The 19,447-nt window shown below is 61.1% G+C and carries 18 protein-coding genes and 1 riboswitch; of the genes, 14 read left to right on the top strand and 4 right to left on the bottom strand.

Features of this window, described 5'->3' with window-relative positions; all coding sequences use genetic code 11:
- Positions 1–39: 39 nt before the first annotated feature.
- Complete coding sequence (locus tag AACZ26_RS09570) at positions 40–1,179, bottom strand: BMP family ABC transporter substrate-binding protein (protein WP_339621080.1); 1,140 nt, start codon at positions 1,177–1,179, stop codon at positions 40–42.
- 88 nt (positions 1,180–1,267) lie between these two features.
- Positions 1,268–2,389 (bottom strand): mannose-1-phosphate guanylyltransferase, encoded by a 1,122-nt coding sequence (locus tag AACZ26_RS09565; RefSeq protein WP_339621078.1) that lies wholly within the window; start codon positions 2,387–2,389, stop codon positions 1,268–1,270.
- A gap of 89 nt (positions 2,390–2,478) precedes the next feature.
- Here AACZ26_RS09565 and AACZ26_RS09560 point away from each other — a divergent pair, with 89 nt between their 5' ends.
- The 5 genes from AACZ26_RS09560 to AACZ26_RS09540 all read left to right on the top strand — a co-directional run bounded on the left by AACZ26_RS09560 (position 2,479) and on the right by AACZ26_RS09540 (position 7,288).
- Positions 2,479–3,609, top strand: coding sequence for a glycosyltransferase family 1 protein (locus tag AACZ26_RS09560; RefSeq protein ID WP_339621075.1), 1,131 nt, complete (start codon positions 2,479–2,481; stop codon positions 3,607–3,609).
- A gap of 273 nt (positions 3,610–3,882) precedes the next feature.
- Complete coding sequence (sdhC, locus tag AACZ26_RS09555; RefSeq protein WP_339621621.1) at positions 3,883–4,266, top strand: succinate dehydrogenase, cytochrome b556 subunit; 384 nt, start codon at positions 3,883–3,885, stop codon at positions 4,264–4,266.
- A gap of 2 nt (positions 4,267–4,268) precedes the next feature.
- On the top strand, positions 4,269–4,715 hold the full coding sequence (locus AACZ26_RS09550) for a succinate dehydrogenase hydrophobic membrane anchor subunit (RefSeq protein ID WP_339621073.1): 447 nt from the start codon (positions 4,269–4,271) through the stop codon (positions 4,713–4,715).
- A complete protein-coding gene (gene sdhA / locus AACZ26_RS09545; protein WP_339621071.1) occupies positions 4,716–6,530 on the top strand; it encodes a succinate dehydrogenase flavoprotein subunit in 1,815 nt (604 codons plus the stop codon).
- Positions 6,530–7,288, top strand: a complete 759-nt coding sequence (locus tag AACZ26_RS09540) for a succinate dehydrogenase iron-sulfur subunit (RefSeq protein WP_339621069.1) — start codon at positions 6,530–6,532, stop codon at positions 7,286–7,288. Before sdhA ends, AACZ26_RS09540 begins: the two co-directional genes overlap by 1 nt.
- A 205-nt stretch (positions 7,289–7,493) precedes the next feature.
- Here AACZ26_RS09540 and AACZ26_RS09535 read toward each other — a convergent pair whose 3' ends face one another.
- Both AACZ26_RS09535 and ptsP read right to left on the bottom strand, forming a co-directional pair.
- On the bottom strand, positions 7,494–9,125 hold the full coding sequence (locus AACZ26_RS09535; protein ID WP_339621067.1) for a sigma-70 family RNA polymerase sigma factor: 1,632 nt from the start codon (positions 9,123–9,125) through the stop codon (positions 7,494–7,496).
- 441 nt (positions 9,126–9,566) lie between these two features.
- Positions 9,567–11,213 carry a phosphoenolpyruvate--protein phosphotransferase gene (gene ptsP, locus AACZ26_RS09530; RefSeq protein ID WP_339621064.1) on the bottom strand — a complete coding sequence of 549 codons (1,647 nt, stop codon included), beginning with the start codon at positions 11,211–11,213 and terminating at the stop codon, positions 9,567–9,569.
- A gap of 55 nt (positions 11,214–11,268) precedes the next feature.
- On the opposite strand from ptsP, the gene AACZ26_RS09525 reads away from it, so the two are divergent.
- The 9 genes from AACZ26_RS09525 (at position 11,269) to ribH (ending at position 19,419) form a co-directional block, all read left to right on the top strand.
- Positions 11,269–12,333: a YihY/virulence factor BrkB family protein gene (locus tag AACZ26_RS09525; protein ID WP_339621062.1), complete on the top strand. Its 1,065-nt coding sequence runs from the start codon at positions 11,269–11,271 to the stop codon at positions 12,331–12,333.
- Between the two features lie 70 nt (positions 12,334–12,403).
- The gene (locus AACZ26_RS09520) at positions 12,404–13,264 is read left to right on the top strand and encodes an exodeoxyribonuclease III (protein WP_339621060.1); all 861 of its coding nucleotides are present in this window, start codon (positions 12,404–12,406) and stop codon (positions 13,262–13,264) included.
- A 12-nt stretch (positions 13,265–13,276) separates the two neighbouring features.
- Entirely contained in the window at positions 13,277–14,287 is a 1,011-nt protein-coding gene (gene trpS, locus AACZ26_RS09515; RefSeq protein WP_339621056.1) for a tryptophan--tRNA ligase, read from the top strand.
- A complete protein-coding gene (locus AACZ26_RS09510; protein ID WP_339621054.1) occupies positions 14,287–14,853 on the top strand; it encodes a GNAT family N-acetyltransferase in 567 nt (188 codons plus the stop codon). Before trpS ends, AACZ26_RS09510 begins: the two co-directional genes overlap by 1 nt.
- Positions 14,819–15,628: an HAD family hydrolase gene (locus AACZ26_RS09505; RefSeq protein ID WP_339621052.1), complete on the top strand. Its 810-nt coding sequence runs from the start codon at positions 14,819–14,821 to the stop codon at positions 15,626–15,628. Before AACZ26_RS09510 ends, AACZ26_RS09505 begins: the two co-directional genes overlap by 35 nt.
- A 97-nt stretch (positions 15,629–15,725) precedes the next feature.
- Positions 15,726–15,880: riboswitch (FMN riboswitch) on the top strand.
- Positions 15,881–15,978: 98 nt separating this feature from the next.
- A complete protein-coding gene (gene ribD, locus AACZ26_RS09500) occupies positions 15,979–17,031 on the top strand; it encodes a bifunctional diaminohydroxyphosphoribosylaminopyrimidine deaminase/5-amino-6-(5-phosphoribosylamino)uracil reductase RibD (protein WP_339621050.1) in 1,053 nt (350 codons plus the stop codon).
- Between the two features lie 2 nt (positions 17,032–17,033).
- The gene (locus AACZ26_RS09495) at positions 17,034–17,657 is read left to right on the top strand and encodes a riboflavin synthase (protein WP_339621048.1); all 624 of its coding nucleotides are present in this window, start codon (positions 17,034–17,036) and stop codon (positions 17,655–17,657) included.
- Complete coding sequence (gene ribB, locus AACZ26_RS09490) at positions 17,654–18,949, top strand: 3,4-dihydroxy-2-butanone-4-phosphate synthase (protein WP_339621046.1); 1,296 nt, start codon at positions 17,654–17,656, stop codon at positions 18,947–18,949. The genes AACZ26_RS09495 and ribB overlap by 4 nt, the downstream gene beginning before the upstream one ends.
- Positions 18,946–19,419 carry a 6,7-dimethyl-8-ribityllumazine synthase gene (ribH, locus tag AACZ26_RS09485; protein ID WP_339621044.1) on the top strand — a complete coding sequence of 158 codons (474 nt, stop codon included), beginning with the start codon at positions 18,946–18,948 and terminating at the stop codon, positions 19,417–19,419. The genes ribB and ribH overlap by 4 nt, the downstream gene beginning before the upstream one ends.
- The last annotated feature ends 28 nt before the right edge of the window (positions 19,420–19,447 follow it).

The following is a 19,447-nucleotide window of genomic DNA, read 5'->3' as shown; positions in this document are numbered from 1 at the left end:
GGCTGACCCTCTCGAGCCAGCCCCCTCAGTGGTATCTAACTAGTTGAGGTACGACTTCACGGCGATGTCGCCGGAGATGATGCCGTCCTTGACGGTGACGAGTTCAGCCTCGAGGCCGCCGTCAACCTTCGACTCGAAGTCGTGGAACGGCGCGATGCCAACTCCGCCGTTTTCGAGGGTTCCCACGTAAGGCGTGGTGTCGAGCGTTCCGGTGGAAGCCTCGGTCACAACTTCTTCAACTGCAACACTGATCTGCTTGAGGATAGACGTGAGGAAGAGGTCCGCAGCTGCGGTCTCAGTCTCGGTGAGGTCGGCGTCGACGCCGATCATGGCGATGTCCTTACCGGAGTCGCGAATTGCCTCAACCGCGCTCTGGAAGATGGGTCCACCAACGGGGAGCAGAACGTCTGCACCCTGGTCGATCAGGTTCTGAGCTGCTGCGCGCGAGTCAGTTCCAGGCGCGAAGCTACCGATGAAGGTACCGTCCTGAGCTGCGGTGTCCCAACCACGAACTGTAACGTTCTCTCCCTTTTCGGAGTTGTAGTACTCGACGCCCTGAGCAGCACCGTCCATGAAGATGGAAACGGTGGGGAAGTTCATTCCACCGTAGGTACCGATAACGCCTGACTCCGAGTAGCTTGCTGCGGCGTATCCGGCGAGGAATGCTGCACCAGCAGTGTCGAAGAGGATCGGCTTGATGTTCTCTGCGTCAGTCGTGCCGTCGAAGTCGTTGTCAGCTGCGTCGTCAACAATTGCAAAGTTGATGTCAGGGTTTGCAAGAGCAAACTCAACGGTTGCTGCGGAGAGGTTAAATCCAACAGTAACGATCAAGTCGCAACCCTCGGCAATGAGGCTCTCGATGTTGGGCGCGTAGTCTGCGTCGCTGGTCGATTCAACAGTGCGGAACTCGACGCCGAGCTCGTTTGCTGCGGCCTCGATGCCTTCGTAGCCGAGCTGGTTGAACGACTTGTCGTCGAATCCGCCCGAGTCAGAAACCATGCAGGGAAGGAAATCAAGCGCTTCGCCCGATCCCGCGTCGGTCTCTTCGGGTGCAGCTGCGCAACCGGCAAGTACGAGTGCGCTAGTCGCAACGAGCGCCATGCCGCTGAGTGCGCGGCCGTGAGTGCTGATTCTCAAGGTGTCCTCCAAGATGCTGTTCGACAGAATTTGTCGAAACATGATTCACCTACGGTACCTAAGAATCAAGTAAACGATTGTGCGAATATGAGCGCTGAAGCCGAATGGTTACAATCACGAAATCGTGACGTCACAACACATCGCTCCGACCCGAGATTTTTAGAGCATCCACTACAGATTTGACGCGCTGAGCGTTTGCAGTTGTCGTAACCAGCAAAGCGTCTGGAGTATCGACCACGACGATGTCGTTTACCCCAATAAGGGAAATAAGCCGGTCAGTCTGGCTAATGACGACTCCCGTTGATTTATCGGCCAAGACACGAGCATTTTCGCCAAGGATCGCGAGGTCAGATTTGCGACCTCCCGAGTGCAGTTTGGCGATGGAAGCGAAGTCTCCGACATCGTCCCAATCGAAGTCGCCAGGCACGACGACGAGTTTGCCCTCAGCGGCCGCCGGTTCTGCGACGGTGTAGTCGATAGCAATCTTGGCCAGGTGGGGCCAGACAGCATCGACAACAGCGCCCCGCTGCGGGGTGTCCCATGCTTCAGCAAGCTGGGTCAGCCCGTCGAGCAAGTCTGGTTCGGCCTTGCCCAATTGCTCAAGCAGCACATCGGCTCGAGAAATGAACATGCCACCATTCCACAGGTAGTCACCGCTCGCCACATACGATTGCGCCGTCTCAAAGTTGGGCTTCTCGACGAACGACTTTGCCCCAATGGCACTCGGAGCGCCCTCGATATTGAGAGCGGCACCACAGTGGATATACCCGAACCCAATCGCTGGTTCGGTGGGGGTAATTCCAATCGCCGCGATAAAGCCAGCGTTGGCAACTGCGATTGACTCACGAACGCTGCGTCGAAAGCCGCGGATGTCACGAATCACGTGGTCAGCGGCAAACGACCCAATGATGACGTCGGGGTCGCGCTTGAGCAGAATCGCCGCTGCGAGCCCGATGGCTGCTGAGGAGTCTTTGGGCTCACTCTCGAGGACGACGTTGGGGTCGCTGAGCTCGGGAAGTTGTTTTTCGACGGCAGCGCGATGCGCTCGCCCCGTGACAACCATGATGCGGTCGGGGCCTGAGAGTGGAGCGAGGCGATCCCACGTGTCTCGCAGCAGGGTTTGACCCGACCCGGTGAGGTCGTGCAGAAACTTCGGGGCGTCTGCGCGTGAAAGCGGCCAGAGCCGTGATCCGATGCCGCCGGCGGGGATCACGCTGTAGAAGTTGTCGAACGATCCCTCATGTTGGCTCATGCATCCACCTTAGACTTCAGCACCCGTTAACTCGCCGGTTATCCACGCCTCGTAGCCTGAGCAACACGAGATCGATTGAGGTGCTGATTGTGCGAATCGTCGTTGTGAGCGAGAGCTTTCTTCCCACCGTCAACGGAGTGACGAACAGCGTGCTCAAGGTTCTTGATTTTTTGAGCGCCGAGGGGCACGAAGCAATCGTCATTTGCCCGTCTGCCGGGGCCCCGAAAACGTACGCGGGTTTCGCAGTTCACGCGGTCCCTGCCTTGGCCTATCGTCAATTTCCTGTCGGTCTCCCCAATCCGCAAGTACACCGGCTGATCGCGGATTTCCGGCCCGATGTCGTTCATGCAGCAGCTCCGTTCTTGCTCGGCGCCCAAGCAATCTCCTCAGCGAATCGTCTCGGCATCCCCACGGTCGCGATTTTTCAGACGGATGTCGCGGGTTACGCCCGTCGCCATCGACTCGGCCAGGCAACAAAACTGGCGTGGCGCATTGTGCGCTGGATTCATGATGGTGCGCAGTTGACTCTCGCGCCCTCCAGCACAGCCATGGCAGATTTGCGCGCTATCGGACTCACGAAGTTGGAACGTTGGGGGCGCGGCGTCGATCTCGCGATGTATCACCCCGCCAAGAAGCTCTCCCCCTCAACGGCCCGGCTTCGGAAGCGTCTTTCTCCCAACGGCGAAGTGGTGGTCGGCTATGTCGGACGGATCGCTCCGGAAAAACAAGTGGAGCGCCTGCGGGCACTTCGCGGCCTTGACGGGGTCCGCGTCGCAATCGTGGGCGACGGATCATCCGTGCCTCTTGTCAAGAAGGAACTCGCCGGCATCCCCGTCACGTGGTTAGGCAAACTTGGGGGTGAAGAGCTGGCAACCGCCTATGCCGCTTTCGATGTGTTTGTGCACACGGGCACCGAGGAGACTTTTGGGCAGACTCTTCAAGAAGCGCACGCGGCAGGGTTACCCGTCGTAGCTCCCCGCGCAGGCGGGCCAATCGATTTAATTGATCACGGTACGAATGGTTTTCTTTGTGAAGCCGACAACGAGAGTCAGCTGCGCGCCTATGTAGAAGCGCTTGCCCTCGATCCCGCGCTGCGAGCACGCATGGGTGAAGCCGGGCGCCGCACCGTGCTGAGCAAATCGTGGAGTGGCGTTTGCGCCGAGTTGGTCAAGCACTACGAGGCGACCATTGCGGGGGTTCCTGCACCTCTCGCGCTGTAGAAGATTCTCGGGTTCTCGTTCGTCAGCCGGTGAAATTCACTCCGGGTGCTCATTCGTGTCTTTAAGTTCGGCAATATTCACGAAAACCTTCGCGATTTCTTGCTATTTAGGGTCGGCTGGGAAGCGGGCGTCTCCACACGGGAATAGAATGGGTAGGTCCGCTGTGCGGACACTCATCGGTCGCGGTGGACGCGACCCAATACCGCAAGGAGGGTCCTCGTGCCAGAGAAGTCGGCGAGCAACCTAGTGGCGGAGCCGCAGTCGCCGCCCAAGATTCGCTCACCCAAGAGACCTGCTGGCACCCTGTACCGGGGTAAAGAGGGCATGTGGTCGTGGGTGTTGCACCGCATTACGGGTGTCGCCATCTACTTCTTCCTCCTCGTGCACATCTTGGACACTGCCCTCGTTCGCGTGAGCCCCGAGGCGTACAACATCGTCATCGAGTCCTACAAGACACCGCTCATGGGTCTTGCTGAGATCGGCCTCGTCGCAGCGATCGGGTTCCACGCGGTCAATGGACTGCGCATTATCCTCATCGACTTCTGGGCCTTCGGCGCCAAGCACCAGCGCACGCTGTTCTGGGTTGTCGTTGGAATCTGGCTAGTGCTGCTTGCCGGATTCATTCCCCGCCAGCTAATGCACGTCTTCGGAGGTTGAGCATGAGTCTCATCGAAGCCCCCCGCACCCCCACCCGTGGTCGCCGCACCGGCGGAATCAACTGGGAAAAATGGGGATGGATCTACATGCGCGCCTCTGGCGTCGTATTGCTCGTTCTGATCTTTGGCCACCTTCTCGTCAACATGTACTTGGGCGAGGGCGTCAAGGCAATCGACTTCGCATTTGTTGGCGGAAAGCTGTCTGACCCGTTCTGGCAAGTCTGGGACGGCCTCATGTTGTGGCTCGCCCTCATTCACGGCGGCAACGGAATGCGCACGCTCGTGAACGACTACGCAAGCAACCCCAAGGTGCGCAGGGTTCTGCTAATCGGAATCGCTGCTTCCACCATCATCCTGATCACGCTGGGAACCCTCGTGATCACCACCTTCGACCCCTGCCCAGCCGGTGCTGACCCAGCCCTGCTCGCCAGTATCTGTGAGGGACGCTAATTGTCTACGATCAACACCGGCGATATCGCCGACGGAACCGTCATTGACGGAGTCCATTACCACCAGTTCGACATCGTGATCGTGGGTGCTGGAGGCGCCGGAATGCGAGCCGCTATTGAAGCCGGCCCACATGCCAAGACCGCGGTGATCTCCAAGCTCTATCCCACTCGCTCGCACACGGGCGCAGCGCAGGGCGGCATGGCTGCGGCCCTCGCCAACGTTGAGGATGACAACTGGGAATGGCACACCTACGACACCGTCAAGGGCGGCGACTACCTCGTCGACCAAGACGCGGCTGAGATCCTCGCCAAAGAGGCAATCGACGCCGTAATCGACCTCGAGAACATGGGCCTGCCCTTCAACCGCACCGAAGACGGCAAGATCGACCAGCGTCGTTTCGGTGGTCACACTCGTGAGCACGGCAAGGCGCCGGTTCGCCGCGCCTGCTACGCCGCCGACCGCACGGGCCACATGATCCTTCAGACGCTCTACCAAAACTGCGTCAAGCTCGGCATCAACTTCTTCAACGAGTTCTACGTTCTCGACCTGGTCATGACCGAGGTCAATGGTGTTGAAGAGCCCTCCGGAGTCGTTGCCTACGAACTCTCGACCGGCGAGCTGCACGTCTTCCAATCGAAGGCGATCATTTTCGCCACCGGTGGATTCGGCAAGATCTTCAAGACCACATCTAATGCTCACACGCTCACGGGTGACGGCGTTGGAATCATTTGGCGCAAGGGCTTGCCGCTTGAGGACATGGAGTTCTTCCAGTTCCACCCCACAGGCTTGGCCGGTCTCGGTATCTTGCTCTCTGAAGCGGCACGAGGCGAAGGTGCAATCCTCCGTAACGCCGAGGGCGAGCGCTTCATGGAACGCTACACGCCGACGCTCAAGGACCTTGCTCCGCGAGACATCGTTGCGCGTTCCATGGCGACCGAGATTCGCGAAGGGCGCGGAGCTGGTCCAGAAAAGGACTACCTGTTCCTCGACATCACCCACCTCGAACCGGCCGTCATTGACGAGAAGCTGCCCGACATCACGGAGTTCGCTCGCACCTACTTGGGCGTGGAACCGTACACCGAGCCGGTTCCCGTCTTGCCTACCGCGCACTACGCCATGGGCGGCATCCCCACGAACGTTCAGGCTGAAGTTCTGCGCAACAACACCGACGTCGTCAAGGGCCTCTACGCCGCTGGTGAATGTGCGTGTGTCTCCGTTCACGGTTCCAACCGCTTGGGCACCAACTCCCTGCTCGACATCAACGTCTTCGGAAAGCGTGCAGGCAAGTCGGCCGTCGAATACATCAAGACGGCGGAGTTTGTGCCGCTGCCCGAGAATCCCGCTGGCGGAGTGCAGAAGATTCTTGACATGGTTCGCTCCGGAGATGGCACTGAGCGCATCGCCGTGATCCGTAAAGAGTTGCAAGACTCGATGGACCGCAACGCGCAGATCTTCCGCACAGACGAGAGCCTTGAAGAGGTCACTCAGCTCATCCAAAAGCTCCGCGCGCGCTACAAGAACATCCAACTGCACGACAAGGGCAAGCGGTTCAACACCGACCTGCTCGAAGCAGTCGAGCTTGGCTTCCTGCTTGACCTCGCCGAGGTCCTCGTGTTTTCGGCACGTTCGCGCAAGGAAAGCCGCGGTGGCCACATGCGTGAGGACTACCCCAACCGTGATGACGAGAACTTCCTCGTTCACACGATGGCGTACCTTACGGGCGACCCCGAATCAGAGGAGGCGGGTGACCACATCCGTCTCGACTGGAAGCCGGTAGTCATCACCAACTACCCGCCGATGGAGAGAAAGTACTAATGAGCACTGCTGTCGCTGACACCAAGCCCACCGCACCCGAGGTCATCCCGACCTTTACTGCGACGCTCATCATCCGTCGTTTCGACCCGGATGTTGACGAAGAGCCGCGTTGGGAAGACTTTGATGTCGAGCTGTACGCGACCGACCGCGTGCTCGATGCTCTGCACAAGATCAAGTGGGAACAGGATGGGTCGCTGACTTTCCGTCGCTCGTGCGCTCACGGAATTTGTGGTTCAGACGCAATGCGCATCAACGGCCGCAACCGCCTGGCCTGCAAGACCCTGATCAAGGATCTCGACATCACCAAGCCGATCTATGTGGAAGCCATCAAGGGTTTGCCGCTAGAGAAGGACCTGATCGTCGACATGGAGCCTTTCTTCGACTCCTACAAGGAGATCAACCCGTTCCTGATGGCTGGCGCCACCAAGGGCGGCAAGGAACGCAAGCAGAGCCCCGTTGAGCGCGCGCGCTTCGACGACACCACCAAGTGCATCCTGTGTGCAGCGTGCACGTCGAGCTGCCCGGTGTTCTGGACTGACGGACAGTACTTTGGTCCTGCCGCGATCGTGAATGCTCACCGCTTCATCTTCGACTCGCGGGACGAGGGTTCGCAGGTTCGCCTCGACATCCTCAACGACAAAGAGGGCGTGTGGCGTTGCCGCACCACCTTCAACTGCACCGACGCATGCCCCCGAGGCATCCAAGTCACACAGGCGATCGCTGAAGTGAAGCAAGCAATCATTAAGGGAAAGCCGTAACAGCTCTCCAGCACTAGTTGAGATCGCCCCCGTCACGACTTCGGTCGTGACGGGGGCGACTTGTTTGCGGCCAACTGTGATTCACGCGGCCGCGCACGACGAGCATTCGGGTTGCTCAGTGAGCATTCGAGTTGCTCCACGTAAAGAGACCGAAAAGTGGCGCAGCTATGACGCAAGAACGAGCTGTTTACCCTAGAAGTGGGGTTTAGTTCAGGAGTCGAATGTTGAGGCCCTGAGTATTGCCCGATGACAAACTCAGTGGCTTGATGAGGTCATTGATAAGACCGTCGAGGGTGCCCACAATCCCGCCAAGCAATCCGCCGTCTCCGACGATTCCTGCGAGATAGTCGCGATCAACTGTCTGCACAAGATCGAGCGACGAGAGACCCCCAGGAATGCCAGTGACGTTGAGAGCGAACGTTCCATTGCTTGAGACGGTGGTTGTTGCGTAAACCAGGCCTCCAGCTTGAAGCGAGAGATGGGCTCCCGGCGTTGCCGTGCCCACAAGATGGAGATCGATATCGGCGGCTGCGACGCCACCCGACGCGATATGCCCCTCAGGAGGCGCTCCCCCGGTAACGGTGCCAACGATGCCGTCCACGAGCCCCTCGACGGCGTCACCCACACCATTGACGACACCACCGACTCCATCGACGACGCCGCCGAGAGCGCCAGAGCCATCGCCGCTCGCCTCCGTTGCAACGCCCAACTCGGGAACGGTGGGAATCGTCAAATTGCTGGGGTCGTCGCGACCGCCGCCCAAGTTATCATCCACGAGCGACGCATTCGCGGAAGCGCTGCCGGAGGAGTCTGTCGCTTGGCTCGATGAAGTGCCCTCCGCGTGCGGAGAATCTGCGGAACTAGGGGCAAGCGCAATGACCGTGCCGCCCAGAGCGAGTGCCGCAGCTAAGGAGCCGGCAACTGCGACAGGCAATGCCCCTGCGCCCGCTCCGCCGACCGCGACCGTTGCCGCCGTTCCCGCTCCGGCAAGCTGGGTCGACGCCACTACCGCAGCGGGCATCGCAGGAGCTGCCGCTGCGGTCAACGATGCTGCGCCGCCGTGTCCGAAGGCACTCAGGAAGCCGCCGCCAGCGACTCCGCCCAGCAACAGCGGGATCATTACAAGTGCGAGGCGCGAGCCAACTTCATCCACCTCTTCACACACGATTGCACACCGCGTGCACGTGGCGAGATGGGCGTCGATCTTCTTGGCATCACGAGCGCTCAGGCTCTTACGGGCATGCTCGCCAAATTTTGACATCGCCCACTGGCATTCGCCGGATGCTGTGGCGTCGTTAATGTGTGCCTGAAGCCATGCTTTGCGGAGACCTTCCCGCGCGCGATACGACAGCGCTGCGACGCCGTTTGCGCTCATGCCGAGCAGCGGGGCCACTTCATGAGGGTCCATGCCCTCCACTTCGGTGTACCACAGCACTGACTGCCAGCGTTCCGGCAGTTCCCGAAATGCTCTCGCAGTGAGGGTGTGGTCGAGTGCGATCGCTATCGGGTCATCGAGGGTGCTGGGGTCTTCAAAGTCGGCGATCTCATCCACTTGCACTTCTCGGGACGCTGCACCCCAGGTCGAGGCGAGATTGCGGATGGTCGTGTAGAGGTAGGGGCGGAATGCTCCTTGTGGCCCGCCGCCCGCCAGCACGCGCTGATAGATGCGCGCGAACGCCTCAGACACGAGGTCGTCCGCGTCTATCGACGTGTACTGACGAGCGACACAGATGCCCGAGCGGTAGTGGCGACTCCAGAGCTCGGCAAAGGCGTTTTGTACCCCCGTACGCGCCTGCGCCAGCAGCTGCTCGTCCGAAGTGGTTAGCTTCGAAGCCACAATCCCGCTCATTCCCCTGATCCATTCCCGGGCCTCTCTGTCCCTGCGAGGAGAAGGCTATGAAATGAAAACCTTCTTACTCAAGAGACCAAGGAACCCGTTTTCTATGACGCAGACTAGCGAGTTTTTTGAGAAATTTGTGCCCCCATTTGGGGGCAACAGATCGTTCTGTCCCAAACGGTCCCGCGTTTTAGCGGTTCCCGGTGAGCGCGACGGACAGCAGAACGGTTCGACCACTAGACCACTTGTTCGTGCTGAAGGCACCGAAAGCGCTTACTCGCAGGCCACATTCCGGTCGCGTACTCGGTGCGCTTAACCACTTCCTCACGGAAAGCAGTCGACCAGTTGTGCCGATCAGGTGGACGCTTACTAAATTTGCCGCGATCCGTCATCCGCCGTATTTGTACCTCGAAAGCATCCGCTCACAGCCAGAGGGCTGCCTTAGCCCACCTGAGCGGCAGCTTCGCGGGCAGTCGGTCCGGTGGTGGCATTGATCGCGGCTGCGGCGCGTGCCTGAGCCTGCTCCATCGTCACTGTTTTCAGTTCTGCGCGCACATCGGCGAGCGCCGCAGGGGTCATTGACAGGCTCGTGACGCCCAGACCGACGAGCACAACTGCAAGCTGAGGGTCCGCAGCAGCTTCGCCGCAGACTCCGACAGGCTTGCCCGCAGCTGCTCCAGCCTCGCCGAGCATCTTGACGAGACGCAACACCGCGGGATGCCACGGGTCTTGGAACTTGGCGAGGGTGCCGAGCATCCGGTCCGCAGCCAGCGTGTACTGGGTGAGGTCGTTAGAACCGATGGAGACGAAGTCGCTACGTTCGGCGACCTGATCGGCGAGCACTGCGAGCGAAGGAACTTCCGCCATCACACCGACGGTGTTGAGGCCAAGTTCGCGACCAAGGGAGACGAAGTATTCGGTCTCTTCGGCATCCGACACCATCGGGGCCATCACCCAGAGGTCGGCATCGGTGGCGTTTTGAGCGTTGACGAGAGCGGTGAGCTGGTCGCGCAGAATGTGCTCGTTCACGCGAAGTGAACGGAGTCCGCGCTGACCCAGGGCCGGGTTCACTTCTTCACCCATATCCATGAAGCTCAGCGGCTTATCAGCCCCAGCGTCGAGGGCACGAACAACAACCTTCTTGCCCGAGAAGTGCTGCAGCATCTCGGTATATTCCTTGGTCTGCTCGTCAACCGTCGGTGCGGTCTTCGCATCGAGGAACATGAGTTCTGTGCGGAACAGCCCAACACCTTCTGCGCCGAGTTCAACGGCCTGTGCCGCCTCAGAGGGGCTACCCAGGTTGGCGAGCAAAGGAACGAGGGTTCCGTCGGCGAGAGCTCCGTCGGTGATGGGGGCGTTCGCGGCGGCGGCGAGCTCGGCAATGCGGGCTTCGGCGGCGGCGCGCTGCTCTGCGGTGGGGTCTGTCGTGATGGTGCCGGCACCGGCATCCACGATCACTTCGGTGTCGTCGGCGAGGTCGAGGGCCTCGGCAACACCCATGATCGCCGGGATCGCCTTCGAGCGAGCAAGAATTGCCGTGTGGCTTGTGGGTCCACCCTGGCGAGTGACGAGCGCGAGAACCTTGTCGAGTTCAAGAAGCGCGGTGTCGGCTGGCGCGAGATCGTCAGCAACGAGCACGAAAGGCTCGTCGCGCTGCGGAACGCCGGGGGCGTCAACGCCACGGAGGCGAGCAACCACTCGCTGGCTCACGTCGCTGAGGTCTGTTGCGCGCTCGGCCATCATGCCGCCCAGAGAGATCAACATCTCACGGAATGAAGCGAAGGCCTCGAAGACAGCACGCTCGGCAGCTTTGCCGCCATCGATGAGTTCATTCACGCTGTCGAGGATCGACGGGTCTTCCGCCATCAGCGCCGTAGCTGTGAGCACCTCATTAGCTTCGGCATCCGCCTTCTCGGCACGCGAACGCAGATCAGCGGCCACAAATGTCAGCGCTGACGCTGCGGCTTCTTTCTCTGCTGCGGCATCGCCCGAGTGGCGTGCGTCTTTCGGCTCTGGAAGCGGGTCGGGCATACGCACGACCTTCCCCATTGCAACCGATCGTCCAACTCCAACACCCTGAAGTTCCATGTAGTGTGACCCTCTCTTATGCGTTACGCACAGACAGCCTAGCTATCCTTAAGGGATGCAGCTTGCGCAACGACTGAAGCCAGCTATCGATTGGGTGCTCAGACTGCGCCCCGTACGGGTGTTTTTGCACTATTCCGACAAGCTCGGGCCGCTGCTCTCGTTCGGACTTTCGTACCAAGCGATCTTCGCTGTGTTCGCGGCCATTTGGGTCGGATTCGCTGTCGCCGGCTTCATCGTGCAGGGCGATCCAATACTGCTGAATGCCGTCTATAACTTCATCTCGACGAACATTCCGGGGCTGATCGGCGACGGGAGCGGCAACGGCGCCATCACTCGAGAGACCCTTGCAGATACCCAAATCCTAGGGATCACCGGTGTAATAGCCGCTGGAGGTTTGGCATTTACCGCTCTGGGATGGATCGCTTCAGGGCGCAGCGCTATCCGCACAATGTTTGGGCTCGAAAGTTCCGAGACCAATTTTTTTCTTCTGAAATTGAAGGATGCTGGGCTCGCTATCGGCTTCGGACTGGCCATTGTGGCCTCCGCAGCAGCGTCAATCGCCAGCTCGGCCGCGCTGAACTGGGTACTTGGGCTTCTCTCGATCGACGAAAATTCGTTCGCTTCGCGGGCAGGGGCGCAAGTCATTGCCCTTGTCATTGTTCTCATTCTCGATACGGCAACTCTCGGAATCTTTTACCGTGTGATCTCGGGAATCAAGATTCCATTCCGGATGCTCGCTCAGGGAACGATTATCGCGGCGCTCGCTCTTGGCGCCCTCAAATTCGGAGGAGGCTTCCTCCTTGAGGGCGCTACCCGCAACCCCCTGCTCGCCTCGTTCGCGGTAATCATCGGTCTACTGATTTGGTTCAACCTGATCTGTCAAATCATTCTGATTGGTGCTGCGTGGATTGCTGTCACTGCTGACGATGCTGAACTCGACGTCAGTGGCGAAAAACGTGACGAGAATGCACCGCGAGCGGTTACCCCGACTCCGGCCAGCGAAGAGGCTAAGGAAGCGGCTAAAACTGCGGAGGTCAACGCTCGCGAGCAAGCGCGCGCGGACGAAAAGAAGTTCAAACGCACCTTCTCTCGAATGCTGAAGCGCACTAAGAAGAAGTAGTGTGCTGGCGCTCTTTGCGCGATTCTGCGCCCGGTGCGCTGTCGTCAGTGCGCGTCGGTAGTCTTGAAGCATGGCAACACGTCTTCGCATCGCATCCGTCAACGTCAATGGTGTTCGCGCCGCCTACCGCAAGGGCATGGGCGACTGGCTGGATGCCCGTGACATCGACATTCTCGCGTTGCAAGAGGTTCGCGCCGTCGACGCCGACGTAGAAGGGCTGCTCGGCGACGGCTGGAACATCCTCCACGACGCCGCGACGGCAAAGGGCCGCGCGGGAGTCGCTCTGGCCTCACGCAAGGGTTCTGCGGCATCCGCGCCTCTTGCCCATCGCGTGGCTCTCGGTGCCGACGACTTCGATAGCGCTGGCCGTTGGCTTGAGGCCGACTTCGACGTCAACGGCAAGACCGTCACCGTAGTGAGCACCTACGTTCACTCGGGAGTCGTTGATACCCCGAAGCAGGTGGAGAAGTACAAATTCTTAGAGGCCATGCTCGTGCGTCTGCCCGAGCTTGCCGCCCACAGCGACCACGCTCTCATCGTCGGCGACCTCAACGTTGGTCACCGCGAACTCGACATCAAGAATTGGCGCGGCAATCGCAAGAAGGCTGGCTTCTTGCTCGAAGAACGCGCCTACTTCGATCGCTTCTTTGGCGCCGCCGGAGAGACGATCGAGTGCGTTGATGGCACGACCGCGCCCGGACTCGGCTGGGTGGATGTCGGCCGCCAGTTCACTGGCGAAGTCGACGGCCCGTACACCTGGTGGTCACAGCGCGGCCAAGCTTTTGACACCGACACTGGTTGGCGTATCGACTACCACGTCGCCACCCCCGCGCTTGCGGCCACCGTTGCGGACTACCGCATCGACAAGGCCGGCGCCTGGGATGAGCGCTGGAGCGATCACGCTCCCGTCGTTGTTGACTATTCCATCTGAAAGAATTAGCCCATGAGCCCCACACCTCGCCTGTTTTCAGGCATGCAGCCGTCTGCCGACTCGCTTCACGCGGGTAACTACATTGGCGCGCTGCTGCAGTGGCGCGAAATGCAGCAAAACTATGACGCTGTCTTCTGCGTTGTAGACCTGCACGCGATTACTGTTCCGCAAGATCCTGCCCTGTTACGCCAACAAACTCGTCGCACCGCCGCTCAGTACATCGCGGGCGGAATCGACCCCGAGCACTCGGTGCTCTTTGTGCAGTCGCAAGTTCCTGCCCACGCGCAGCTGGCATGGGTGCTCAACACCATCACCGGTTTTGGCGAAGCGTCTCGCATGACTCAGTTCAAAGACAAGTCAGCCAAGCAGGGTAATGATTCCGCCTCGGTTGGGCTCTTCACCTACCCGATTCTGCAGGCAGCCGACATCCTTCTCTACGACGCCGCTGTTGTTCCGGTTGGCGAAGACCAGCGTCAACACATTGAACTCACGCGTGACCTGGCCGCTCGGTTTAACTCTCGCTTCGGCGACACCCTCGTGGTGCCCGAAGTGCAGATTCAGAAAGAGACCGCCAAGATTTACGACCTGCAGAACCCGGAGTCGAAGATGAGCAAGTCAGCCACGAGTGACTCTGGCGTGCTGTGGTTGCTCGACGAGCCCTCCAAGACGGCAAAGAAGATCAAATCGGCCGTGACGGATGCTGACCGCGAGATTCGTTTCGACAGCGCAGCAAAGCCGGGCGTCTCCAACTTGCTCACTCTGCACTCGACCTTTAGCGGGACATCCATCGCTGATCTCGAAACACAATTCGAAGACAAAGGTTACGGCGACCTCAAGAAAGAGGTTGCCGAGGTTGTGGTGTCTGAATTCGAGCCCGTGCGCGCACGCACGCTCGAGCTCTTAGATGACCCTGCCGAGCTCGACCGTGTGCTCAGCAAGAACGCTGAGCGCGCCAACGAGATGGCCGAAGCCACACTGGCCCGCGTCTACGACCGCATCGGCTTCCTGCCGCGGGTGAGCTAATGCAGGTCTTCACCCTCACCAGCGAACGTCTCACTCTCGACGCCCTCACCGGCGATGATGTCGAGCTCATGACTGCCTACTGCCAAGATCCCATCTTTGAGCACACCCTCACGATCCCCTGGCCCTACGCACAGTCAGACGCCGAGTTCTTCATCAACAACCTGGTGGCTCAGTGGTGGGAAGACGACGACGAATACACGTGGGCGATCCGTGAAACCGGCAAGCCAGAACTGTTGGGCGTCATCAGCTTTCGTCTCTACAACGACACCATCGGCTACTGGATGGGTGCGCCCCACCGCGGCAAAGGCTTCATGAAAGAAGCCGTCGCTGAGGTCTGCCGCTGGGTGTTCTCCACCGGCCGCCCCGAAGTGCGCTGGGAAGCCCTCGTGGGCAACAAAGCCTCTGCCGCCATCGCGAAGAGCCTCGGGTTCACCTACACCGGCATCGAGCCTGCCTCGAGCGAATACCGCGGCGGCACGCATCCGCCGTCGTGGTGGGCAACCCTCACCGCCCCGGATGAGAACCCCAGCTATGAGGTCGAGTCCGGCCAGCCGTGGCCGGTTTAGCGCCCGCCTCGCCGTCACCATGACGATCACCGTCGCGCTCTTCGACCTAGACGACACCCTGTTTGCCCACCGGGCATCCGTCGATCTCGGCATTCGTAACCACCGGCGCACGCTCGGCGCGGCCTTTGCTGCGGGGCCCAGCGCCGACGGCAGCGCGATCTGGCCCGACGACGCCAGTGAAAGCCTGCGCTGGACGGAGCTCGAAGAACACCACTATCACCGCTACCTCAACGGCGAACTGACCTTCGAAGGCCAACGCCAAGCGCGCGCCCGCGGATTCGTCGAGCCCTATGGTGTGATGCTCAACGACGCCGAATCGAGCGTCTGGTTCGACACCTACTTCGAGGCGTATCGCGCAGCGTGGCACCTGCACGACGACACCCTCGCTTGTCTCGACGCACTCGAGGCCCGCTCCCCTGCTACCCGCCTCGGCATCATCACCAACGGCGAACTCGACTTTCAGACGCGCAAAGTTGAGACGGTCGGCCTCACCCACCGAATCGAGCACCTCGTCGCGAGCGGCGAATTCGGGCACGCCAAACCCGACCCGCGCATCTTTCACCACACCTGCGAACTCTTCGGCGTCGAGCCCGCCGATGCCGTCTACATCGGCGACCGACTAGCGACGGATGCGCTGGGAGCCGCGAACGCCGGACTCACCGGAGTGTGGCTCGACCGCGAGCGCAGCGCAACCACCGACCAACTCGACGAAGCGCGCGCGTCCGGCGTCAGCGTCATCCACTCGCTTGATGAATTGGCGGCGCTGCTCGACTGAGGAGCTCCTCCACGCTCAGCCGAGACGCGTAACAAACTGAGAGGTTGGGGCGGGAATAGTTGGCGGCGAAACGCGTTGAGTAGACTAAGCAAAGCAAAACGTGCTCCGGGGCTCGGTGAGAATCCGAACCGGCGGTTATAGTCCGCGACCCGCGCCGAAGCGAAAACTTCGAAACGGTTGACCTGGTGAAACTCCGGGACCGACGGTAATGAGATCGCATGATCTCTCAGTCCGGATAAGAGGAAGCACGAGCCGAACCCTCTGTGGTGCCCAAATTGCGGGCTCCCAGAACGGGACGGCGGGTTTCTGAACCCATTTTCCCGGAGCGCGTCCCACGAGACGAGAGCCGGATGACCACACCAGAACAGCAGGCACAGCTGGAGAAGCTGATGCGCCACGCGCTGTCACTGGCGGGCCACGGCCCCATCACCGGCGGCAACCCCCAAGTTGGTTGCGTGCTCGTGGATGCCACCGGCGAGATTGTGGCTGAAGGCTGGCACCATGGCGCCGGCACTCCCCACGCCGAAGTGGATGCCCTCGCCAAACTCGGAGCCGCCGAACGAAGCGGCAATGCTGAGGGCCTCACCGCCGTCGTGACTCTCGAGCCCTGCAACCACCACGGACGCACCGGCCCCTGCGCTCAAGCCCTGCTCGATGCTGGCGTGAGCAGGGTCGTGTACGCCGTGTCCGACCCGGGCCCGCACTCTGGTGGTGGAAGCGAACGACTTCGCGCCGGTGGCGTCGACGTGATCGCCGGTGTTGCTCAGGCTGAGGCCGAAGAGTTTTTGCATTCGTGGCTGACCGCTGCTCGACTGCAGCGTCCGCATGTGACAGTGAAGTGGGCATCCAGCCTCGACGGTCGCGCTGCCGCCGCCGATGGCACGAGCCAGTGGATCACCGGCACCGCCGCCCGCCAGCACGTGCACGAGCAACGAGCGCGCGCCGATGCAATCGTCGTGGGCACGGGCACAGTGCTCGCCGATGACCCTAGCCTGACCGCGCGGGGCGACGCCGGCGAACTGCTGGAGTGGCAACCGCAGCCGGTGGTGCTCGGTCGGCGCGAGATTCCGGCGGCTGCACAACTGCGCCAGCACCCCGAGAAACTGCGTCAGATTGACGGCAGCGACCTTAACGCCGCACTGAACGAACTGTTTGAGGCGGGCATCCGTCGCGTCTTCGTTGAAGGTGGCCCGACTATCGCGAGCGCCTTCATCGCTGCGGGCCTTGCGGATGAACTGCTCATCTATCTGGCCCCGAAACTGTTGGGCGGCCCCCAGGTGGCGCTCGGCGAGCTCGGGGTAATGACCATGGCTGAGGCAAAAGACCTCAGCGTCACTGAACTTCGCCCACTGGGCAACGACGTACTGATTGTCGCCCGCCCGGCGGCAGAGACAGGAGCGTAACCGTGTTTACCGGAATCATTGAAGAGCTCGGCGACGTCGTCGAACTGGCCGCGACCGATGATGGCGCTCGCCTCACGGTTCGCGCCCCGCAGGCGGTATCGGATGCCGCTCACGGCGACTCGATCAGCGTCAGCGGCGTGTGCCTCACCGTTGTCGAACAGGGCCCGGACTGGTTTACGGCCGACGTCATGGGCGTCACTCTCGACATGAGCACGCTCGGTTCGCTCGCGGCCGGTGCTCGCGTGAACATCGAGCGCGCGATGCAGGTCGGCGATCGTCTCGGCGGCCATATCGTGCAGGGTCACATTGATGGCACGAGCGCCGTGTTGAGCGTCACCGACGAGGGTAGTTGGAGCATCCTTCGGTTCAGCCTCAGCGAAGAGCTGGCTCCGCTCGTCGCGCGCAAGGGTTCGATCGCGGTGCACGGCGTCTCGCTGACCGTGAGCGCTGTAGGCCGCAACTGGTTTGAGGTCTCACTGATCCCCGAAACTCTCACCGCAACAACGTTGGGAGCGCTCGCTGTGGGCGACTCCGTCAACATCGAAACCGACATTCTGGCGCGCCATGTGGCCCGGATGGCCGAGTTCACCGACGCACCCGTGCGTCACGAAAGGACCGAGTCATGAGCCTCGCCACAATCCCGGATGCCATTGAGGCGATCCGCGCCGGTCGGCCCGTCATCGTTGCCGACGATGAGGGTCGCGAGAACGAGGGCGATGTCATTATCTCCGCCGAACTCGCCAGCCAAGAGTGGATCGCCTGGATGGTGCGCCACTCCTCAGGCTTCATTTGCGCTCCCATGACGAACGAAATCGCTGATGCACTCGCGCTTCCGCCGATGGTGTCGGTGAACGAAGATCCCCGCGGCACCGCCTATACCGTCTCGGTGGATGCCGCGAACCGTCTCAGCACCGGCATCAGTGCCTCTGACCGGGCTCACACCCTGCGAGTGCTTGCCGACCCTCTCTCGATGCCGTCGAGCCTGCACCGCCCTGGCCACATCCTGCCGCTGCGCGCGGTCGATGGTGGCGTTCGTGAGCGCGACGGTCACACCGAAGCATCCGTCGATCTCATGAAGCTTGCCGGTCTTCGCCCGGTGGCGGCAATTTCGGAGATCGTGCACGACTCGGGCGAGATGATGCGCCTTCCCGAACTGATCGAGTTTGGCGCGCGCGAAGGCGTTCTCGTCATCACGATTCTGGATCTCATGCGCTGGCTCGAAGAGAACCGCTGCGACACCATCCCGGCTCCGATTGAGCCAATCCCCGAAATGAGCCGGGTGACGTTCGAGGTCGAAACCACGATCCCGACCGTGCACGGCTCGTTCACGGTTCGTGCGTACCGTGACAACTCGACCGGCGCCGATCATGTTGCGTTCATTGCGCCCGGAACCCTCGACCACACGGGCGACGGGCCTACTCTCGTGCGCGTGCACTCTGAGTGCCTCACGGGCGAAGCGTTCGGCTCCCTCAAGTGCGAGTGCGGCCCGCAGCTGGATGCTGCGCTGGAGACCATCCAGCGTGACGGCGGCGCTGTGATTTACCTGCGCGGCCACGAAGGGCGTGGCATCGGGCTCATCAACAAGCTGCGGGCCTACCGCCTGCAAGAAGATGGGCTCGACACCCTCGACGCGAACCTGGCCCTGGGCCTGCCTGCTGACTCCCGCGATTATGGGGCTGCCGTCGGCATCCTCAAGGATCTCGGCATTTCGACGGTCAGCCTGCTCAGCAACAACCCCGAAAAGAAGCGTCAGCTCGAAGAGCGTGGCGTTGTTGTCGGCGACCTCGTGCCGCTAGTTGTGGGCGTCGGCGCCAGCAATGAGGGTTACCTCGAAACCAAGCGTGACCGCATGGGTCACCAACTCCCCTCCACCGCCGTGCTCGATGAAGCACGACTTACCGCGAAAGGCCTCTCATGAGTGGCGCAGGATCCCCCGAAATTGTTACCGATGCAACCGGCCTCAAGGTCACGATCATCGCCGGGCAGTGGCATGAAGTCATCACCAATGGCCTGCTCGCCGGAGCCCACCGCGCCCTCAAGGCAGCGCATGCCGACGTGACCGAGGTGCGGGTTCCCGGCAGCTTCGAGCTGCCCGTCGCGAGCAAGGCAGCCCTGGATGCTGGGGCGGATGCAGTTGTTGCTCTCGGCGTCATCATCCGTGGCGGAACACCCCACTTTGAATACGTGTCGGATGCCGCCACCAGCGGCCTCACGCAGGTGTCGATCCTGACCGGCAAACCGGTGGGCTTCGGCGTGCTCACGCTCGACGACGAACAGCAGGGCCTCGATCGTGCCGGGCTAGAGGGCTCGAAAGAGGACAAGGGTGAAGAGGCAGCCAACGCTGCCATCGCGACCGCGGTGTTGCTGCGGCAGCTGCGCGGCGAGTAACACTCTCAGCGGTGTACCTTCAGCCCCA

It is taken from the genome of uncultured Salinibacterium sp., from assembly GCF_963974405.1.
Classification (GTDB): domain Bacteria; phylum Actinomycetota; class Actinomycetes; order Actinomycetales; family Microbacteriaceae; genus Rhodoglobus.
The sequence above is the reverse complement of the archived record's forward strand: the minus strand, read 5'-3'. Positions and strand labels throughout refer to the sequence as shown.

Coding starts and splice junctions, on each gene's coding strand:
- AACZ26_RS09570 (WP_339621080.1), bottom strand. CDS start 1,179: ATGTTTCGACAAATTCTGTCGAACAGCATCTTGGAGGACACCTTGAGA.
- AACZ26_RS09565 (WP_339621078.1), bottom strand. CDS start 2,389: ATGAGCCAACATGAGGGATCGTTCGACAACTTCTACAGCGTGATCCCC.
- AACZ26_RS09550 (WP_339621073.1), top strand. CDS start 4,269: ATGAGTCTCATCGAAGCCCCCCGCACCCCCACCCGTGGTCGCCGCACC.
- AACZ26_RS09540 (WP_339621069.1), top strand. CDS start 6,530: ATGAGCACTGCTGTCGCTGACACCAAGCCCACCGCACCCGAGGTCATC.
- ptsP (WP_339621064.1), bottom strand. CDS start 11,213: ATGGAACTTCAGGGTGTTGGAGTTGGACGATCGGTTGCAATGGGGAAG.
- AACZ26_RS09525 (WP_339621062.1), top strand. CDS start 11,269: ATGCAGCTTGCGCAACGACTGAAGCCAGCTATCGATTGGGTGCTCAGA.
- AACZ26_RS09520 (WP_339621060.1), top strand. CDS start 12,404: ATGGCAACACGTCTTCGCATCGCATCCGTCAACGTCAATGGTGTTCGC.
- trpS (WP_339621056.1), top strand. CDS start 13,277: ATGAGCCCCACACCTCGCCTGTTTTCAGGCATGCAGCCGTCTGCCGAC.
- AACZ26_RS09510 (WP_339621054.1), top strand. CDS start 14,287: ATGCAGGTCTTCACCCTCACCAGCGAACGTCTCACTCTCGACGCCCTC.
- AACZ26_RS09505 (WP_339621052.1), top strand. CDS start 14,819: ATGAGGTCGAGTCCGGCCAGCCGTGGCCGGTTTAGCGCCCGCCTCGCC.
- ribD (WP_339621050.1), top strand. CDS start 15,979: ATGACCACACCAGAACAGCAGGCACAGCTGGAGAAGCTGATGCGCCAC.
- ribB (WP_339621046.1), top strand. CDS start 17,654: ATGAGCCTCGCCACAATCCCGGATGCCATTGAGGCGATCCGCGCCGGT.
- ribH (WP_339621044.1), top strand. CDS start 18,946: ATGAGTGGCGCAGGATCCCCCGAAATTGTTACCGATGCAACCGGCCTC.